The organism is Nocardia sp. NPDC004068 (genome assembly GCF_042874315.1).
In the GTDB taxonomy this organism is placed as follows: Bacteria; Actinomycetota; Actinomycetes; order Mycobacteriales; family Mycobacteriaceae; genus Nocardia.
The window spans coordinates 17912-34499 of the sequence record NZ_JBIAMW010000013.1; the positions used below are offsets into that span (position 1 = coordinate 17912).

Consider the following 16588-nt stretch of genomic DNA (forward strand, 5'->3'; position numbering starts at 1 on the left):
AGCGACATCGCGGGGACGATCACGGCTGCGTGCGGGTGAATCCGCCGCCGAGGACGGTCCCCGTCATCCGAGCGCCGAATGGGCGGTGACCACATCGCCCCCATGAATCGAATGGCAGAGTGGACCCCATGACCGACATCTCCGAGGCATCCGCCCTGCGGGAACGGGTGCGGGCGCTCATGCCCAGGGCGAAAAGTGATCTGGCCGAGTTGGTTTCGTATCGATCCGTGTACGACCCGCGGGTGTTTCCGATCGAGGAGTGTCGGCGGGCCGCGAGGTGGACGCGGGATGCCTTCGCCGACGTGGGGCTGGCGGAGGCGGAGTTGTACGAGACGTCGGACGGGAGTGAGGTCGTGGTCGCGCGGCATCCGGCTCCGGCGGGGGCGCCGACGGTGCTGTTGTACTGCCATTACGACGTGCAGCCGCCCATGGACGAGGATGCGTGGATCAGTCCAGCCTGGGAGCTCACCGAGCGCGACGGGCGGTGGTACGGGCGTGGGGCGGCGGACTGCAAGGGCAACCTCGTCGCGCACCTCACGGCTTTGCGCGCGCTGCGGGAGACTTTGGGAGACAACGGATTTCCGGTCGGCGTCACGCTGGTGGCCGAGGGGTCGGAGGAGCAGGGCACCGGGGGGATGGAGACGTTCGTCCCGGCCCATGCCGAGCTGCTGCGTTCCGACGCGCTGGTGATCGGGGACTGCGGGAACTTCGCGCTCGGCGTTCCCACCCTCACCCAGACGTTGCGGGGCATGGTCAGCGTGGTGCTGACCGTGGAAACCCTTGCGGGGCCGCTGCATTCGGGAATGTTCGGCGGCGCGGCGCCCGACGCGCTGGCCGCGCTGATCCACCTGCTCGCCTCCATGCGCGACGAGCACGGCAACACCACCATCGCCGGTCTGCCCGCCGATCAGCGGTGGGCGGGCGAGCAGTACCCGGCCGATCGGTTCCGGGTGGACGCGGGGGTGCTCGACGGGGTCGAATTGCTCGGGGACGGCACCGTCGCCGACATGATCTGGGCACGCCCGGCGCTCACCGTGATCGGCATCGATGTGCCGCCGGTCGTCGGCTCCGCGGCGGCCATCCAGCCCACCGCGCGGGCCCGGCTGAACCTGCGCATCCCGCCGGGCATCGAACCCGAACAGGCGTTGAAAGCCCTTACCGCGCATGTGGATTCGCATATCGGGCGGAGCGCGCGGGTCACCCTCGAGACCGAGGGACTCGCCGCGCCCTTCCGCGCCACCACCGGCGGTTCCGCCCGCCGGGCCATGGAGGCCGCCTTCCACACCGCCTTCGGGCGCGCCTCGACCACGCAGGGACAGGGCGGGTCCATCCCGCTGTGCAACACCTTCGCCGAGACCTACCCGGACGCGGAGATCATGTTGCTCGGCGTCGAGGAACCGAAGTGCCTCATCCACGCCCCGAACGAGAGCGTGGACCCGGCCGAACTCGAGCGCATCGCGCTCACCGAGGCGTTGTTCCTGCTGAACTACGCTCGCTAGAACTCGGCGTGGTCCTCCGGCTCGATCACCTTGAATTCGGTGTCGGGCGGCCCCATTTCGGCCAGGCGGCCGAAGTAGATGCCCTGGGCCCCGTCCGCGATGATCCCGTAGTGGATCGGTACCGCGGTGCGGGGCGCCACCGCGCGCAGGTAGTCCACGGCCTCGCTGATCCGCATCCACGGCGCGACCGAGGGCAGGCCCAGCACGCCGACGGGCACCGGCGGCACCCACAGCGAGTCGCCCGGATGCACGAACTCCGCCGGATCGTCGGGCGTGCCCAGTTGGAAGACCGTGTTATCGATCACGGGAATGTCGGGGTGGATGACCGCGTGCCGACCGCCGCCGCCGGTGATCTGCACCTTGCCGACGGTGAGCACGTTCCCGGCGTGCACGGCCTGCCACTCGCCGCCCCGCTGCTGCGCGGTCTGCGGGTCGGCGAGCAGCGTGGCCTGCGGGTTCTTCTCGATCAGCGCATCGATCCGGTTGACGTCGATGTGATCGGGATGCTGATGGGTGATCGCGATCGCGTCGAGCCCCTCGATGCCCTCGAAGCCGTGCGAGAAGGTGCCCGGGTCGAACAGGATCTTGGTGTCGTGGAGTTCGACGAGAACGCAGGAATGTCCGAAGTGGGCTATGCGCATGGGTTCACGGTATACCCGGCTCGGCGCGGGCGGCCCGCCCCGACTACGCTGGCCAGGTAATCCCCCACCAGCGTGAGGAGCAAGCGCGTGGCACGAGTCGTGGTCGAGGTGATGCCGAAGGCCGAGATCCTGGACCCGCAGGGGCAGGCCATCGTCGGCGCCCTCGGGCGCCTGGGCTTCCCGGGCGTCTCGGATGTCCGGCAGGGCAAGCGATTCGAACTCGACGTGGACGACAGCGTCAGCGACGCCGACCTCGAGAAGATCGCCGAGAGCCTGCTCGCGAACACGGTGATCGAGGACTGGAAGGTGGTGCGGCTGTGACCGCCCGCATCGGGGTCATCACCTTCCCCGGCTCGCTCGACGACGTCGACGCCGCCCGCGCGGTGCGCTTGGCTCAGGCCGAGCCGGTGAGCCTGTGGCACGCCGACGCCGACCTGAAGGGCGTGGACGCCGTGGTCGTGCCCGGCGGCTTCTCCTACGGCGACTATCTGCGGGCGGGTGCCATCGCCCGGTTCGCGCCGGTGATGGGCGAGGTCGTCGCCGCGGCCGCCAAGGGTCTGCCGGTGTTGGGGATCTGCAACGGTTTCCAGGTGCTCTGCGAGGCCGGGCTGTTGCCGGGCGCGCTCACCCGCAACGAGGGTCTGCACTTCATCTGCCGCGACGAGTGGCTCACGGTCGAGCGCACCGATACCGCGTGGACCTCCCGCTACGAGCAGGGCGCGCAGATCCTGATCCCGGTCAAGAACGCCGAGGGCCGCTATCAGGCGTCGCGACAGGTGCTCGACGAACTCGAGGGCGAGGGCCGGGTGGTGTTCCGTTATGCCGGTGACAACCCCAATGGGTCGCAGCGTGGTATCGCCGGGATCTGCTCGGCCGACCGCCGCGTCGTGGGCCTGATGCCGCATCCGGAGCACGCGACCGAGCCGCTGACCGGCCCGAGTGACGACGGGCTGGGGATCTTCCTGTCGGTGCTGGACTCGCTCGTCGCGGCGTAGGGTCCGTTCGGTCGGGCGATTCGGTTGTCGCCGTGCGGGATTCGCTCGGCGGGACTAGTGGACGCTGTCGACGATGTGCAGGTCCACGCCCACGGCGCGGGCGATGCGGGCGTTGAACTGCATAGAGTGATTGCCGCGGAAAGTCCTTCCGCCCGAAGGGGTTTCGAGGGTCACGCCGGTCTCCAGGGCGGCCTGCATCCGGGAGACCTCGAGCGAACCGCAGCTGTGCGCGAGTGACTGCATGGTGTACATCGCCTCGTAGCCGGTGTTGCCGAAATAGGTGAGCTGCGGGGCGAAGGTGCCGTGCAGGCGGTGGTAGCGGGCCAGCCGATCCGGATCGCCGCTGCGGTCGTTCGGGAAGAAGCTGGACACGATGTAGAGGTTGTCGTTGGCGGTGGGTCCGGCGGCCAGCAGCACGCCCTCGTCGATGCCGGGGCTGACCCGCACCTGATGGTCGGCGCGGCCGGTTTGGGCGAACTGTTGGTTGAACCGCACCGCGTCCGTACCCACGAGCAGCAGCACGATGCCGTCGGCGTCGTCGAGGCGGCGGTCGCGCAGGAACGCGCCGAAGTCCTCGGTCCCCAACGGGAAGTACTTCTCCATCGTGACCGCGCCCTGATGGGCCCGGCGCACGGCCCGGCCGGTGGCCATCGGCCAGATGTAGTCGTTGCCGACGATGGCCCAGCGGCGCACGCCGAACTGCCGTTCCAGCCAGGCCATCGCGGGCAGGATGTGCCCGGCCGGGTTCTCGCCGATCATCAGCACGCCCGGCGGCTCGTTCGGCAGATCCTCGTGGGTGGTCGCGAACAGGTAGGGCACCCGGCCGTCGGCGGCGCGGGCGACCGCGCGGCGCACCGCCGAGATGTGCCAGCCGGTGATCGCGTCGACCATGCCGGTCGCCAGCAGGGCCGAAACCTCCCGGGCCACCTCGCGCGGCGCGCGGCCCCCGTCGACCGTGGTCACGCGCACCTCGCGGCCGAGAATTCCTGTGCCACTGTTGATTTCTCCGACGGCGAGCGCAATTGCGGCCTCGCAGGACGGTGCCACAATTCCCGCCGGGCCCTGGAGCGGAACGATGTTCAAGACTTCGATCACGTCGTCCGGACTCTCGCTGAACGGGAACATTCGGTACCCTCTTCTTGTCCGAGCGAAAATGATGGGCGGGTTAAAATATGTCGACCATTCTAAGCGGCTTTTCCACTTTGCATGGAGCGCTGCGCGCCGCCGAGCGCAGTTGGCTGCGTCACCTCGATGCCGCGTTGTGCGCGAGGCAGCTTTCAGCAGACCAGTGGTCGATGCTGTCCAATTTGTCCGACCAGGCCGGGATCACGATGAGCGAGCTTGCTGCCCGTTCGCAGCTGCCGCCCTCGTCCGCGACCCGCCACGCCGACGCGCTGGCCGAGCGCGGGCTGATCTTCCGGATCGCCGCCGAGGACGACCGTCGTCGCATCCTGATCGGGCTGACCAAGCGCGGCGCCGAGTTGGTCGACTCGGTCCGGGCCGAGGAGCGGCGCGCCGAGGAGGACCTGCGCAAGCGGATCGGGGCGCGCAACCACACCGACCTGATGCGGCTGCTGGAGCTCGTCGCGGAGATGCCGGTGGCCGACTGAGGTTCGGCGGTTGCCCGGTGCTTGCCTTCCGTAACTATTGATCCGGCGCTCTTTCTTGTCGGGGAGTGTAAGAGCTCTGGAACTTATTGCCGAAGTGTGAGTGCGGGTCAGGAATTGTCGGCGCGATTCCCGGGCCGTTAAGCGTTGCCGTCGGAATTCATCCCATGTCCCTTTCCCGAGCCGCCGGAGCGCCGGCCGGGAAAGGGGCGAACGGGACGAGATCGCATTCCCTGAGGCGCATTTCTCGGCATGTTAACGTGCACATTCCTTCCGGGTGGTACCTGTTCCGGTCCGCGGGGTGTCTAGGATCGCCGGTATGCCGGTTTCCACCTCAGCGACGGCGACCGGGCTGTGCGCCTTCGTCGACGCGTCGCCGTCCCCGTTCCATGTCGTGCGTACCGTCGCGGCCGAGTTGGCCGCCGCCGGGTTCACCGAACTGCCCGAGTCGCGGCCGTGGGCCGACGCGGGGGTGGGGCGGTACTTCGTCGTGCGCGGGGGGTCGCTGGTGGCCTGGGCGGGCGCGGCGGCCGACGCGGCGGGGGCGTTCCGGGTGGTGGGGGCGCATACCGACAGTCCGAATCTGCGGGTGAAGCAGCATGTCGATCTCGCGATCGCGGGGTGGCAGATGGTCGCGCTCGAGCCGTACGGCGGGGTGCTGCTCAACTCGTGGCTGGATCGGGAGTTGGGGGTGTCCGGGCGATTGACCGTTCGGTCCGGAAAAGGCATGGGGCACACGCTCGTTCGGATCGATGAGCCGTTGTTGCGGGTGCCGCAGTTGGCGATCCATCTGGCCGAGGATCGGCGCGGGGTCACGCTCGATCCGCAGCGGCATGTGAACGCGGTGTGGGGAGTGGGGGACGAGCCGCGGTCGCTCCTGGACTACGTGGCCGAGCGGGCCGGGGTGGCCGCGGACGACGTGCTGGGCTGGGAGCTCATGACGCACGATCTGTCGCCGAGCCGGTTGGTGGGGCGGGATCTGGATCTGGTGAGCGCGCCGCGGCTGGACAATCAGGGGACGTGTTACGCGGGGCTGCAAGCGTTTCTGGCGGCCGCGGAGAGCGCGGGTGCGGTGACGCCGGTGCTGGCCATGTTCGATCACGAGGAGGTGGGCAGTCAGTCGGAGCGTGGCGCGCAGTCGGATCTGCTGCCCGCGGTGTTGGAGCGGATCGTGTTGGCGCGCGGCGGTGGGCGGTCGGAATACCTTGCGGCGCTTGCCGGTTCGGTGTGCGCGTCCGGTGACATGGCGCACGCGACGCATCCGAACTATCCCGAACGGCACGAGCCCCTGCACCGCATCCGCGTCAACGGCGGCCCGGTCCTCAAGGTCAACCAGAACCTCCGCTACGCCACCGACGCCGTCGGCACCGCCGCCTTCGCCCTGGCCTGCGCCGAGGCCGAGGTTCCGCTGCAACGCTACGTCCACCGCGCCGACCTCCCCTGCGGCAGCACCATCGGCCCCATGACCGCCGCCCGCACCGGCATGCCCACCGTCGACGTCGGCGCCCCCCAACTCGCCATGCACTCCGCCCGAGAACTCATGGGCGCCCACGACATCCCCGCCTACGCCGCCGCCCTGGCCGCCTTCCTCACCCCCTGACCCCCACCCCAGCCGCACCCCTTGTTCGAATCCGCACCCCTTTCAGGGCCCTGCAACGGGTGCGGATCCGAATAAAGGGTGCGGCTGGGTTCGCTCAACCCCGGAGGTGTACAGCCTCTCTTGGTATGCCAGCTCAGCCGCACTCTTTGTTGGGATCCGCACCCTCTTCAGGGCCCTGCAACGGGTGCGGATCCGAATAAAGGGTGCGGCTGGGTTCGCTCAACCCCGGAGGTGTACAGCCTCTGGGGGGTTAAGGGGTTGTGGGGGTGGGGGATTGGGGGCGGAGGGCGCCTAGGGTGAGGATGGTGACGGTGGTGAGGACGTAGGAGCTGCCTAGGAGTTGTTGCCACCAGGACCAAGTGAGTTCGGCGTCGTGGTGGTGGGGGAGGAGCCATTGGGGGCCGATGAGGAAGAGGAGGGTCATCGCGATGGTGGCGAGGCGGAGGGTGGGGGTGCGGTGGCCTCGGGTGAGGGCGTCGGCGGTGATCAGGAGGGCGGGGGCGATCCAGACCCAGTGGTGGGACCAGGAGACGGGGGAGATCAGGAGGATGGCGGCGGCGTTGACGATCAGGGCGGCGGGGTGGCGGTCGGCGGCGATGAGGCGGCGCATCCAGACGGCGGCGAGGACCAGGACCGCGAGGGAGGACAGGAGCCAGACGGCGATGGCCGTGGAGTCCGAGACGCCCAGGCGGAAGGCGAAACCCTTCAGCGACTGGTTGCCCGCGAACTGCGGGGGGCCGATGCGGCCCGTGTCGAGCATGGTGTGGAACCAGTAGTTCGCCGAGTCGTGCGAGAACAGCAGGAAGCCCAGGGCGATCGCGCCCGCGGCGGAGAGCAGCAGGGTGAGGATGGCCTTGGCGGGTTCGCCGCGCAGGACGGTGCGGTCGCCGCGCAGCAGCGCGCGCCAGTCCAGGCAGAGCAGGAAGTACAGCAGGTACCCCGCCGGAATCAGCTTGACCGACACCGCGATTCCGATGAGCATGCCGCGCGGCCAGAAGGGCTTGCGCACCAACGCGTCCAGGGTGACCGCGGCCATGAGAACCAGATTGATCTGCCCGAAGTTGTAGGTCTGACGGATCGGCTCGGTCAGGTCGAACAGCGCGATCGCGCCGATCACCAACGCCCACTTGGTGGTTCGATCCAGATTCGGCCGCAGCCGGCTCAGCACCACCCAGAGCGTGAGACCCAGGCTGGTGATCGAGGTGGCCAGCACCAGCACCTCGGCCCAGTGCAGCGGCATGAGGGCCAGCGGTGCGAAGAACAGCGCGGCCAGCGGCGGGTAGGTGAACGGCAGCCCGATCCCGGCCACCTTGGGCATCGGGCCGTAGAGGTCGCCGCCGTCCAGCCAGACCCGGGCGCCGTTGCGGTACACCTGGAGATCGATGTAACCGTGCCATTGCTTGGTCAGCACCGACACGATCGCCGAGGCCACGAACAGCGCCGAGGCAACTATCAGCAAACGTCGTTGGCGCGCCGCCAGATTCGCGGTGGACTGCCGAGCCGAATCCGTCACGGGCAGTTCGTCCGGATCCGCGACCCTGGATCGATCATTCACGCGCTAAGGGTATCGGGTCCGGGGAACGCGCTGGCCGCGACGGGTGCGGTCAAGGCCCGGAGGCGGCAGCTCGCGTAACCACGTAGGGCCGAGCATCCGTCGCCATGTGCGTGAGCCCGGTCGGCCACCGATTAGACTGCGCCTGTGACAGCCCACGTCGACACCGTCAGCGCCGCCGCAGCAACCCCCGATACCGCCCAGCCCTACAAGGAACTCGGTCTCAAGGACGACGAATACGCCCGCATCCGGGAGATTCTCGGCCGCCGGCCCACCGACGCCGAGCTGGCGATGTACTCGGTGATGTGGAGCGAGCACTGCTCCTACAAGTCCTCCAAGGTGCACCTGCGCTACTTCGGCCAGACCACCACCGACGAGATGCGGCGGTCCATGCTGGCCGGGATCGGCGAGAACGCGGGCGTGGTCGACATCGGCGGCGGCTGGGCCGTGACGTTCAAGGTGGAGAGCCACAACCACCCGTCCTACGTGGAGCCCTATCAGGGCGCGGCGACCGGTGTGGGCGGCATCGTGCGCGACATCATGGCCATGGGCGCGCGGCCGATCGCGGTGATGGATCAGCTGCGGTTCGGCGCGGTCGACCACCCCGACACCCGTCGCGTCGTGGACGGCGTGGTGCGCGGCGTGGGCGGCTACGGGAATTCGCTCGGTCTGCCGAATGTGGGCGGCGAGACCGTATTCGACCCGTCCTATCAGGGCAACCCGCTGGTGAACGCGCTGTGCGCCGGGGTGATGCGGGTCGAGGATCTGCATCTGGCGTTCGCGTCGGGCGCGGGCAACAAGATCGTGCTGTTCGGCGCGCGGACCGGCCTCGACGGCATCGGCGGGGTGTCGGTGCTGGCGTCGGACACCTTCTCCGGGGACGAGTCCGGCACCGGCCGCAAGAAGCTGCCGAGCGTGCAGGTGGGCGATCCGTTCGCGGAGAAGGTGCTCATCGAATGCTGTCTGGAGCTGTACCACGCCGGGCTCGTGGTCGGCATCCAGGATCTCGGCGGGGCCGGATTGGCCTGCGCCACTTCGGAACTCGCGGCGGCCGGCGACGGCGGTATGCGCGTCGAACTCGACCGGGTGCCGTTGCGCGCGGCCGATATGACGCCCGCGGAGATCCTGTCGAGCGAATCGCAGGAGCGCATGTGCGCGGTCGTCACCCCGGACAATGTGGACGCGTTCATGGCGGTCTGCGCGAAGTGGGACGTGCTGGCCACCGTCATCGGCGAGGTCACCGAGGGCGATCGGCTCGTGATCACCTGGCACGGCGAGACCGTGCTCGACGTGCCGCCGCGCACGGTGGCCCACGAGGGCCCGGTCTACGAGCGCCCGGTCGAGCGGCCCGCCGAACAGGACGCGCTGATCGCCGACACCCCGGACGCCCTGGCCCGCCCGTCGACCGCCGACGAACTGCGGGAAACCCTGCTGACCATGGTGTCCAGCCCGCAGCTGTGCAGCCGCCGCTGGATCACCGAGCAGTACGACCGGTACGTGCGCGGCAACACCGTGCTGGCCGAGAACGCCGACGCCGGGGTGGTCCGCATCGACGAGGAGTCCGGCCGCGGCATCGCGCTGGCCACCGACGCCTCGGGCCGCTACACCAAACTCGATCCGTACGCGGGCGCGCAGCTGGCGCTGGCCGAGGCGTACCGCAATGTCGCGACCACGGGCGCGACGCCCAAGGCTGTCACCAACTGCCTCAACTTCGGCTCCCCCGAGGATCCCGGCGTGATGTGGCAGTTCCAGCAGGCCGTGCGCGGGCTCGCGGACGGCTGTGTGGCCCTGGGCATTCCGGTGACCGGCGGCAATGTCAGCTTCTACAACCAGACCGGGCAGACGGCCATCCTGCCGACGCCGGTGGTCGGCGTGCTCGGCGTCATCGACGACGTGCACCGGCGCATCCCGACCGGATTCGGCACCGAACCGGGCGAGACGCTCATTCTGCTCGGCGAGACCCGCGACGAGTTCGGCGGTTCGATCTGGGCGCAGGTCGTCCACGATCACCTCGGCGGCGTGCCGCCGCGCGTCGACCTGGCCCGCGAACGGCTGCTGGCCGAGGTGCTGACCGCGGGCTCGCGCGACGGAATGATCAGTGCCGCACACGATCTCAGCGAGGGCGGGCTGGCGCAGGCGGTCGTGGAGGCGGCGCTGGCGGGCGAGACCGGATGCCGGGTACTGCTTCCCGAGGGCGCCGACCCGTTCGTGACGCTGTTCTCCGAATCGGCCGGGCGCGTGCTGGTCGCGGTGCCGCGGTCGGAGGAGACCCGCTTCACCAAGATGTGCACCGCGCGGGAGCTGCCGTGGACGCGCATCGGCGTGGTGGATCAGGGTTCGGATTCGGTCGAGGTGCAGGGGCAGTTCTCGATCACCCTGGCCGAACTGCGCGAGGCGCACGAGGGCACGCTGCCGCGGCTGTTCGGGCACGCGCAGTAGCGCTCCTCACGCCGTGACATCCCCGGGTTGGCGGCTCCCGCCCCGCATACTTGACGGATGCTCGACACCGCCGACACCCTGACGACGCTGCGTGCCCGCGGCGCCGTCGTGGCCCGGCGCGGCGCGCTACTGGCGCGGCGGGTCGAGAAGGACGTCATCGGCCTGAACTATGTCGGCTTGGTGGTGGCGACGCTGTTCTTCGCGTGGTCGGTGACACCGTCGCTGCTGCCGCGCGACTGGTTGTTCCAGGGGCTGATCAGCGGTCTCAACGCCGCGATCGGGTACGGCGTGGGTTGTGTCCTGGAATGGCTGTTCCGCAAGTGGGTGCGGCCGCACATCCCGCTGGCCGCGCCCGCGCTGCGCTGGCGGTACCTGATCAAGGTGGCCGTGCTGGCCCTGTGCGTGCTGGCGGCGATCTGGATGCTGGTGCTGTCGGCGGACTGGCAGCGGCAGATCTACGCGCTGATGGATATGGAGGGCACGACCCGGGCGGCGTATCTGCGCACGGGCGCGCTGAGCCTGGCGGTCGGGGCGATCGCGGTGGCGGTGTATCGGACCGTGCGGGAGACCGTGCGGTTCCTGGCGCGCCAGCTCAGCCGGTGGGTGCGGATTCCGCCGCGGTTCGCGCCGACCGTGGGGGCGATCGTGTTGATCGTGCTGGTGGTGACGCTGTTCAACGGTGTGGCGACGCGGGCGTTCTTCGCGGTGGCCAACTCCGCGTTCAGCGTGCGCAACGACAAGATGACGCCGTACGCGGTGCAACCGGTGAAGGCCGAAAAGTCCGGCAGCCCGGCGTCTTTCGCGAAATGGGACACGCTCGGTTCGGAGGGGCGCTGGTTCGTCTCGCACGGACCCGACGCCTTCCGGATCGGCGCGGTCTCGGGAACGCCCGCGCGCGAACCGATTCGAGTGTACGTGGGGCTGGATTCGGCGAAAGACGATGTGACGCAGGAGGATCTGGCGGTCGCCGAACTCGAGCGGACGCACGCCTTCGACCGCAAGGTGCTGGCCGTGGTGACCACCACCGGAACCGGGTGGGTCAACTCCGAGACGGCCGACTCGCTCGAGTACCTGTACCACGGCGACACCGCGATCGCGGCCTCGCAGTACTCGTATCTGCCCAGCGTGCTGTCGTTCCTGGCGGACCGGCAGAAGGTGGCCGCGGCCGGGAAGAAGATGTTCGACGCCATCTACGCCGCCTGGTCGCGCAGGCCGCCGGAGTCCCGGCCGAAGCTGCTGGTGTACGGGGAGAGCCTGGGCTCGCAGGGGTCGGAGGCGGCCTTCGACGGGCTGGCGGATCTGCGCGGCAAGGTGGACGGGGCGTTGTGGGTCGGGCCGCCGAACTCGAACCGGCTGTGGGAGCAGTTCGTCTCGCGCCGCGATCCCGGCACGCGCGAGGTCGAACCCGTGTACGCCGACGGGCTGGTGGTCCGATTCGCCTCCACCGCAACGGATCTGGACAAGCCGTCGGCGGATTGGCGGCGGCCGCGCATCGCCTACCTCCAGCACGCCTCCGATCCGATCGTGTGGTGGTCGCCCAATCTGATCTTCTCGCAACCGGATTGGCTGTCCGAGCCGCGCGGGTCGGATGTGTCCACCCAGATGCGGTGGTGGCCGTTCGTGACGTTCTGGCAGGTCGCCGCGGATCTCACCAATGCCCAGGCCGTCAGCGCCGGACACGGCCACAGTTACGGCACGCTGGTGCTGGACGGCTGGGCCGCGATCGCCCCGCCGCCGGACCTCACGCCCGAGAAGGTCGAGGCCATCCGCACCCAGGTCGAACTGTCGGCCGCCTACGAACGGGCCACCAAATGAATTCGCGTCGCGAGACGAAAGTCGTTGCGGCCCCGCGGTTCAGCCTTGCCGAACAGGGCGGGCCGCCGCGCCCTGCGGCAGGCGCCCATGCCGCGCCGCGGAGGATGGGCGGGTGACCGGGGTAGCGAGGACGGGCGGGAGGGCGACCGGCGGCCCGATCGCGCGACGGTTGCCGCGGGTCGTCGTCGCGGTGGGTGTCGCGCTGCTGTGGCACAACGTGCTGCTGCCGCGCCTGAACGCGGGCATTCGCGTGCGAACCGTGGCCAGCGCGGCCTTCGCCACCGGCTACGCTCGCGCGTTCGGCACGGGCGTCCGGTGGGGCCGACCGGCCCGGCATCCGCTCGCGACCTTCGGACCCCCGGCCGTCGTGGTCGCCGGATACGGTGTGGCGCTCGCGGTTCCGGCCTTGCGAGCACGGCTGGCCGGATTCGCCTCCCGCGCGCCCGAGGTCTCCCGCGCCGAATGGGTGGCCGTGCACATTCCGCTGGGCACCGTCTACAGCGAGGAGCTGATCTTCCGCGGCACCCTGGATCCGCTGCTCGACGAGCTGGCCGGTCCTCGCCTCGGATTATGGCTCGGCGCAACGACTTTCGGGCTCTGGCACATCGCCCCCGCCCGCGCGGCCGGAGACAGCGTGCCCGCCTCGGTGCTCGGCACCGGGTCGTCCGGCCTGCTCCTCGGTTGGCTCGCCCGACGCACCGGCGGCATCCTCGCCCCGGCACTGCTGCACCTGGCCGTCAACGGGGGCGGTGCGCTCGCCCCCGCCTTGGCCGCGCCGCACGGCCACTCGCCGAGAACGTAGCGCCGGGTGAATGTCTTCGGGCTGGTCGAGAGGTCGGGATCGGGGCGGCGATAGTCTCGGGGCGTGGCTCGACGACCGGATGTGGATCCCGCCGCGGTGCGCGAGTCGCTCGCGGTGGTGGGGGATTGGTTGCGTGACGGGGATGCGCCCGTGCCCGCGCGCGCGGAACTCGCGGCGGCCGTGCGGAATTCGGCGCGGGCGCTGGCGGGGAACGCGCCGGGGCATTCGGTGGAGGTGCGGGTGCCGCCGTTCGTGGCGGTGCAGTGCATCGAGGGGCCGCGGCATACGCGGGGGACGCCGCCGAATGTGGTGGAGACCGATCCGCGGACCTGGTTGTTGCTGGTGACGGGGCTGGCGGAGTTCACCGAGGCGGTGGAATCGGGGGCGGTGAGCGCGTCGGGGACCCGGGCCGCGGAGCTGGCCCGGTGGTTGCCCCTCGTGCGGTTGTGATCGGGTTCAGGCGGCGGGGCGGCGTTGCAGGCCCTTGCGGTCGTAGAAACGCGTGATCACCAGGCCCAGGACGACGCCGATGGCCAAGCCCAGCACGGTCATCCAGATGCCGCGGGTGGCGCCCGCCGCGCCGCTGCCGCCGAAGTAGAGGATCGATCGGACGCCGAGGAACACCTGGTGCATCGGCTCGAAGTTGGCCAGCCAGCCGAAGTACTTCGGCGTCGCCTCGATCGGCACGGTGCCGCCCGAGGACGGCAGGCCCAGGATGATGAACACGATCAGGTTCACGATCAACCCGGCCGTGCCGATGGCCGCGAGCACCGAGGTACAGGTGAAGCCGACCGCGAGGATCACGAACGCCCCGTACAGGTACAACGCCAGCGGCTTCTCGATCGGCATGCCCAGCGCCTTGCCGATGCCCAGGAACGCCCCCGACACGAGCGCGGACATCACCGCCACCGCCGCCCACTTGATGAGCAGCGTGCGCACCCGCGAGATCGGCGTGCGCGGATAGTGCACGTACCACGGCCCCCACTCGGTCGGCAGATAGCCGAGCGCGGAGTCGATGAGCTGATGGATGATCATCGCGCCGACCATGCCGACCAGCAGCAGCAACAGGCTGTAGAAGAACGCGGTCAGCCCCTCACCCGAACCGCCCGGCAGCGGCCGGTACTGCTCGATAGTCACATCGATCGGATGGGCCAGCGTGATCCGGGCGGCCCCGGACAGCTCCGGCGCGGGCGCGCCGCCCGGCGTCGCCTTCAATTGTGCCGCAACCTGTTCGGTGAGCTGCTTGCCGACCTGCGCGTCGACCTGGGTGAGCGCCTCGTCGCCGAAGCGTTGCAGGATGGCCGTCGCGAACGCGCCCATCCGCGGATTGGTCTGCAGGGTGATGATGGGCCGTTCGATATCGCCCGCGACCACGCTGCCCACGCCGAGATTGCCCAGCCGCTTGGAGAAGTCGCCCGGAATGACGATCGCCCCGTAGATCTGGCCCGACTGCATCTGCAACTGCGCCTCGTTCAGGCCGAGCACCCGCAGATCGATCTTGTCGGCGGGCACCGCCTGCCGCAGCCCGTCGACGACCTGCTTGCCGAAGTCGACCTCGCGCTGCTGCCCGTTCATGTCGAGCTTGTCGCCCACATCGAGATCGACCAGCGCGACGGGGAAGTCGTGCAGATTCTTCTCCGGGTCCACGACGTAGTCGAGATACATCACGCCCAGCAGCGAGGCGAGCAGCGTCACCACGATGATCGGGAAGGTCCAGCGGATCGGGGTCAGACGCCGGGGAGTCGAACCGGCATCCGCGCTCTCGGTGGTCGGCACGGTCGCACCGTAGCAGCAAACGGTCTGCCATCCGGATGATCCCGCCGGAGGTTTCCGCCGGGTGACCCGTAGAATGATCGTTGCCCCCAGCCCGCCGAACAGGGAGCAAACGGTGACCAACGCCGATCTGTCGGTCCGAAGCCCCAACCTGCTGCTTTCCGAGCCCGCGTGCCCGCCGCACCCGGCCCCGGATCAGGACGAGAACGAACCCCGCGAGGAGTGCGGGGTGTTCGGTGTCTGGGCTCCGGGCGAGGATGTGGCCAAGCTCACCTACTACGGTTTGTACGCGTTGCAGCACCGCGGCCAGGAGGCGGCGGGTATCGCCGTCGCCGACGGTCAGCAGGTGCTGGTGTTCAAGGATCTGGGCCTGGTGAGCCAGGTCTTCGACGAGCAGACGCTGGCGGCCATGCCCGGCCACGTCGCCATCGGGCACTGCCGGTACTCCACCACCGGATCCACCACCTGGGAGAACGCCCAGCCGATCTTCCGCACCACCGCGGTCGGCACCGGAATCGCGTTGGGCCACAACGGAAATTTGGTCAACACGGCCGAATTGGCCGCGCGCGCACGGCAATCCCGGCTGCTGTCCAACCGGCTGCCGGACGGCTCGATCGCCGCCACCTCCGACTCGGACGTGATGACCGCGCTGCTGGCGCACGCCGCCACCGACAAGAGCATCGAGCAGGCCGCGATGGAACTGCTGCCGACCCTGCGCGGCGCGTTCTGCCTGACCTTCATGGACGAGCACACCCTCTACGCCGCGCGCGATCCGCACGGTGTGCGGCCGCTGTGCCTGGGCCGGCTGGACCGTGGCTGGGTGGTTGCCAGCGAGACCGCGGCGCTCGATATCGTCGGCGCCTCGTTCGTCCGCGAGATCGAGCCCGGCGAACTGCTGGCGATCGACGCCGACGGGGTGCGCTCGCTGCGCTTCGCCGCGCCCGAACCCAAGGGCTGCGTCTTCGAGTACGTCTACCTCGCCCGCCCGGACAGCACCATCTCCGGCCGTTCGGTGCACGCCACCCGCGTGGACATCGGCCGCCGCCTGGCGCAGGAGCATCCGGTCGAGGCCGATCTGGTCATCCCGGTGCCGGAGTCGGGCACCCCGGCCGCGGTCGGCTACGCCCAGGGCTCGGGCGTCCCCTACGGGCAGGGCCTGATGAAGAACGCCTACGTCGGGCGCACCTTCATCCAGCCCAGCCAGACCATCCGGCAGCTGGGCATCCGCCTCAAGCTGAACCCGCTGCGCGAGGTGATCCGCGGCAAACGCCTGATCGTCGTGGACGATTCGATCGTGCGCGGCAACACCCAGCGCGCGCTCATCCGGATGTTGCGCGAGGCGGGCGCGCTGGAGATCCACGTGCGGATCGCCTCCCCGCCGGTGAAGTGGCCGTGCTTCTACGGCATCGACTTCGCCTCGCGCGCGGAGCTGATCGCCAACGGCGCGGGCACCGAGGACTCGCTCGAGGAGATGGTCGAGAACGTGCGCCGCTCGATCGGCGCGGACTCGCTCGGCTACATCTCGCGTGAGGGCATGATCGCCGCGACCGAACAGCCCGCCTCCCGGCTGTGTTCGGCCTGCTTCGACGGCGACTACCCGATTCCGCTGCCCACCGAGGCGGCCATCGGCAAGAATGTCCTCGAGGGAATGCTCAGCGGCAAGTCGGAGTCGGAACTGTTGGGCGACAACGCCAACGCGAGCGCGCTCAGCCGCCCCTGAACCCTCTTCCTGGGCGTTTGACCAGGCTCTGAAACTAATTGTTGCGAAACGCAACATATCCGCAACGCCGTGGCGGTACTGTCCCCGCCATATCGAAGTTCACCGCTGACGCGTGCGGCCCGCGATCCGGGCCGCGCGCGTCGCG

The 16588-nt window shown here is 69.6% G+C and carries 14 protein-coding genes; 10 read left to right on the top strand and 4 right to left on the bottom strand.

Annotated features, from left to right (window positions below; all coding sequences use genetic code 11):
• Positions 1 to 128 precede the first annotated feature (128 nt).
• On the top strand, positions 129 to 1499 hold the full coding sequence (locus ACFYTQ_RS28460) for a dipeptidase (protein ID WP_387367591.1): 1371 nt from the start codon (positions 129 to 131) through the stop codon (positions 1497 to 1499).
• On the opposite strand, the gene ACFYTQ_RS28465 is transcribed toward ACFYTQ_RS28460, so the two are convergent.
• Complete coding sequence (locus ACFYTQ_RS28465; RefSeq protein ID WP_387367594.1) at positions 1496 to 2140, bottom strand: MBL fold metallo-hydrolase; 645 nt, start codon at positions 2138 to 2140, stop codon at positions 1496 to 1498. The two genes, ACFYTQ_RS28460 and ACFYTQ_RS28465, sit on opposite strands and share 4 nt — an antisense overlap.
• 87 nt (positions 2141 to 2227) lie before the next feature.
• On the opposite strand from ACFYTQ_RS28465, the gene purS reads away from it, so the two are divergent.
• Both purS and purQ read left to right on the top strand, forming a co-directional pair.
• Complete coding sequence (purS, locus tag ACFYTQ_RS28470) at positions 2228 to 2461, top strand: phosphoribosylformylglycinamidine synthase subunit PurS (protein WP_387367597.1); 234 nt, start codon at positions 2228 to 2230, stop codon at positions 2459 to 2461.
• Entirely contained in the window at positions 2458 to 3135 is a 678-nt protein-coding gene (gene purQ / locus ACFYTQ_RS28475; protein ID WP_387367600.1) for a phosphoribosylformylglycinamidine synthase subunit PurQ, read from the top strand. The genes purS and purQ overlap by 4 nt, the downstream gene beginning before the upstream one ends.
• A gap of 54 nt (positions 3136 to 3189) precedes the next feature.
• On the opposite strand, the gene ACFYTQ_RS28480 is transcribed toward purQ, so the two are convergent.
• Positions 3190 to 4260: a substrate-binding domain-containing protein gene (locus ACFYTQ_RS28480; RefSeq protein WP_387367603.1), complete on the bottom strand. Its 1071-nt coding sequence runs from the start codon at positions 4258 to 4260 to the stop codon at positions 3190 to 3192.
• Between the two features lie 47 nt (positions 4261 to 4307).
• Between ACFYTQ_RS28480 and ACFYTQ_RS28485 the strand changes: the two genes are divergently transcribed.
• A complete protein-coding gene (locus ACFYTQ_RS28485; protein ID WP_387367606.1) occupies positions 4308 to 4745 on the top strand; it encodes a MarR family winged helix-turn-helix transcriptional regulator in 438 nt (145 codons plus the stop codon).
• A gap of 316 nt (positions 4746 to 5061) precedes the next feature.
• Positions 5062 to 6342, top strand: a complete 1281-nt coding sequence (locus ACFYTQ_RS28490) for a M18 family aminopeptidase (RefSeq protein ID WP_387367609.1) — start codon at positions 5062 to 5064, stop codon at positions 6340 to 6342.
• A 250-nt stretch (positions 6343 to 6592) separates the two neighbouring features.
• On the opposite strand, the gene ACFYTQ_RS28495 is transcribed toward ACFYTQ_RS28490, so the two are convergent.
• Positions 6593 to 7897, bottom strand: a complete 1305-nt coding sequence (locus ACFYTQ_RS28495; RefSeq protein ID WP_387367612.1) for a glycosyltransferase 87 family protein — start codon at positions 7895 to 7897, stop codon at positions 6593 to 6595.
• Positions 7898 to 8041: 144 nt separating this feature from the next.
• On the opposite strand from ACFYTQ_RS28495, the gene purL reads away from it, so the two are divergent.
• From purL to ACFYTQ_RS28515, 4 genes are all read left to right on the top strand, one after another.
• Positions 8042 to 10333 (top strand): phosphoribosylformylglycinamidine synthase subunit PurL, encoded by a 2292-nt coding sequence (gene purL, locus ACFYTQ_RS28500; RefSeq protein WP_387367615.1) that lies wholly within the window; start codon positions 8042 to 8044, stop codon positions 10331 to 10333.
• A gap of 57 nt (positions 10334 to 10390) precedes the next feature.
• A complete protein-coding gene (locus tag ACFYTQ_RS28505) occupies positions 10391 to 12148 on the top strand; it encodes an alpha/beta hydrolase (protein WP_387367618.1) in 1758 nt (585 codons plus the stop codon).
• Between the two features lie 112 nt (positions 12149 to 12260).
• Positions 12261 to 12950 (top strand): CPBP family intramembrane glutamic endopeptidase, encoded by a 690-nt coding sequence (locus ACFYTQ_RS28510; protein WP_387367621.1) that lies wholly within the window; start codon positions 12261 to 12263, stop codon positions 12948 to 12950.
• Positions 12951 to 13013: 63 nt separating this feature from the next.
• A complete protein-coding gene (locus ACFYTQ_RS28515) occupies positions 13014 to 13400 on the top strand; it encodes a sterol carrier family protein (protein ID WP_387367624.1) in 387 nt (128 codons plus the stop codon).
• A 6-nt stretch (positions 13401 to 13406) separates the two neighbouring features.
• On the opposite strand, the gene ACFYTQ_RS28520 is transcribed toward ACFYTQ_RS28515, so the two are convergent.
• Positions 13407 to 14726 carry a YhgE/Pip domain-containing protein gene (locus ACFYTQ_RS28520; RefSeq protein ID WP_387367627.1) on the bottom strand — a complete coding sequence of 440 codons (1320 nt, stop codon included), beginning with the start codon at positions 14724 to 14726 and terminating at the stop codon, positions 13407 to 13409.
• Between the two features lie 112 nt (positions 14727 to 14838).
• Between ACFYTQ_RS28520 and purF the strand changes: the two genes are divergently transcribed.
• Positions 14839 to 16443, top strand: coding sequence for an amidophosphoribosyltransferase (gene purF, locus ACFYTQ_RS28525; protein WP_387367630.1), 1605 nt, complete (start codon positions 14839 to 14841; stop codon positions 16441 to 16443).
• The last annotated feature ends 145 nt before the right edge of the window (positions 16444 to 16588 follow it).

Coding starts and splice junctions, on each gene's coding strand:
- ACFYTQ_RS28460 (WP_387367591.1), top strand. CDS start 129: ATGACCGACATCTCCGAGGCATCCGCCCTGCGGGAACGGGTGCGGGCG.
- ACFYTQ_RS28465 (WP_387367594.1), bottom strand. CDS start 2,140: ATGCGCATAGCCCACTTCGGACATTCCTGCGTTCTCGTCGAACTCCAC.
- ACFYTQ_RS28480 (WP_387367603.1), bottom strand. CDS start 4,260: ATGTTCCCGTTCAGCGAGAGTCCGGACGACGTGATCGAAGTCTTGAAC.
- ACFYTQ_RS28485 (WP_387367606.1), top strand. CDS start 4,308: ATGTCGACCATTCTAAGCGGCTTTTCCACTTTGCATGGAGCGCTGCGC.
- ACFYTQ_RS28490 (WP_387367609.1), top strand. CDS start 5,062: ATGCCGGTTTCCACCTCAGCGACGGCGACCGGGCTGTGCGCCTTCGTC.
- ACFYTQ_RS28505 (WP_387367618.1), top strand. CDS start 10,391: ATGCTCGACACCGCCGACACCCTGACGACGCTGCGTGCCCGCGGCGCC.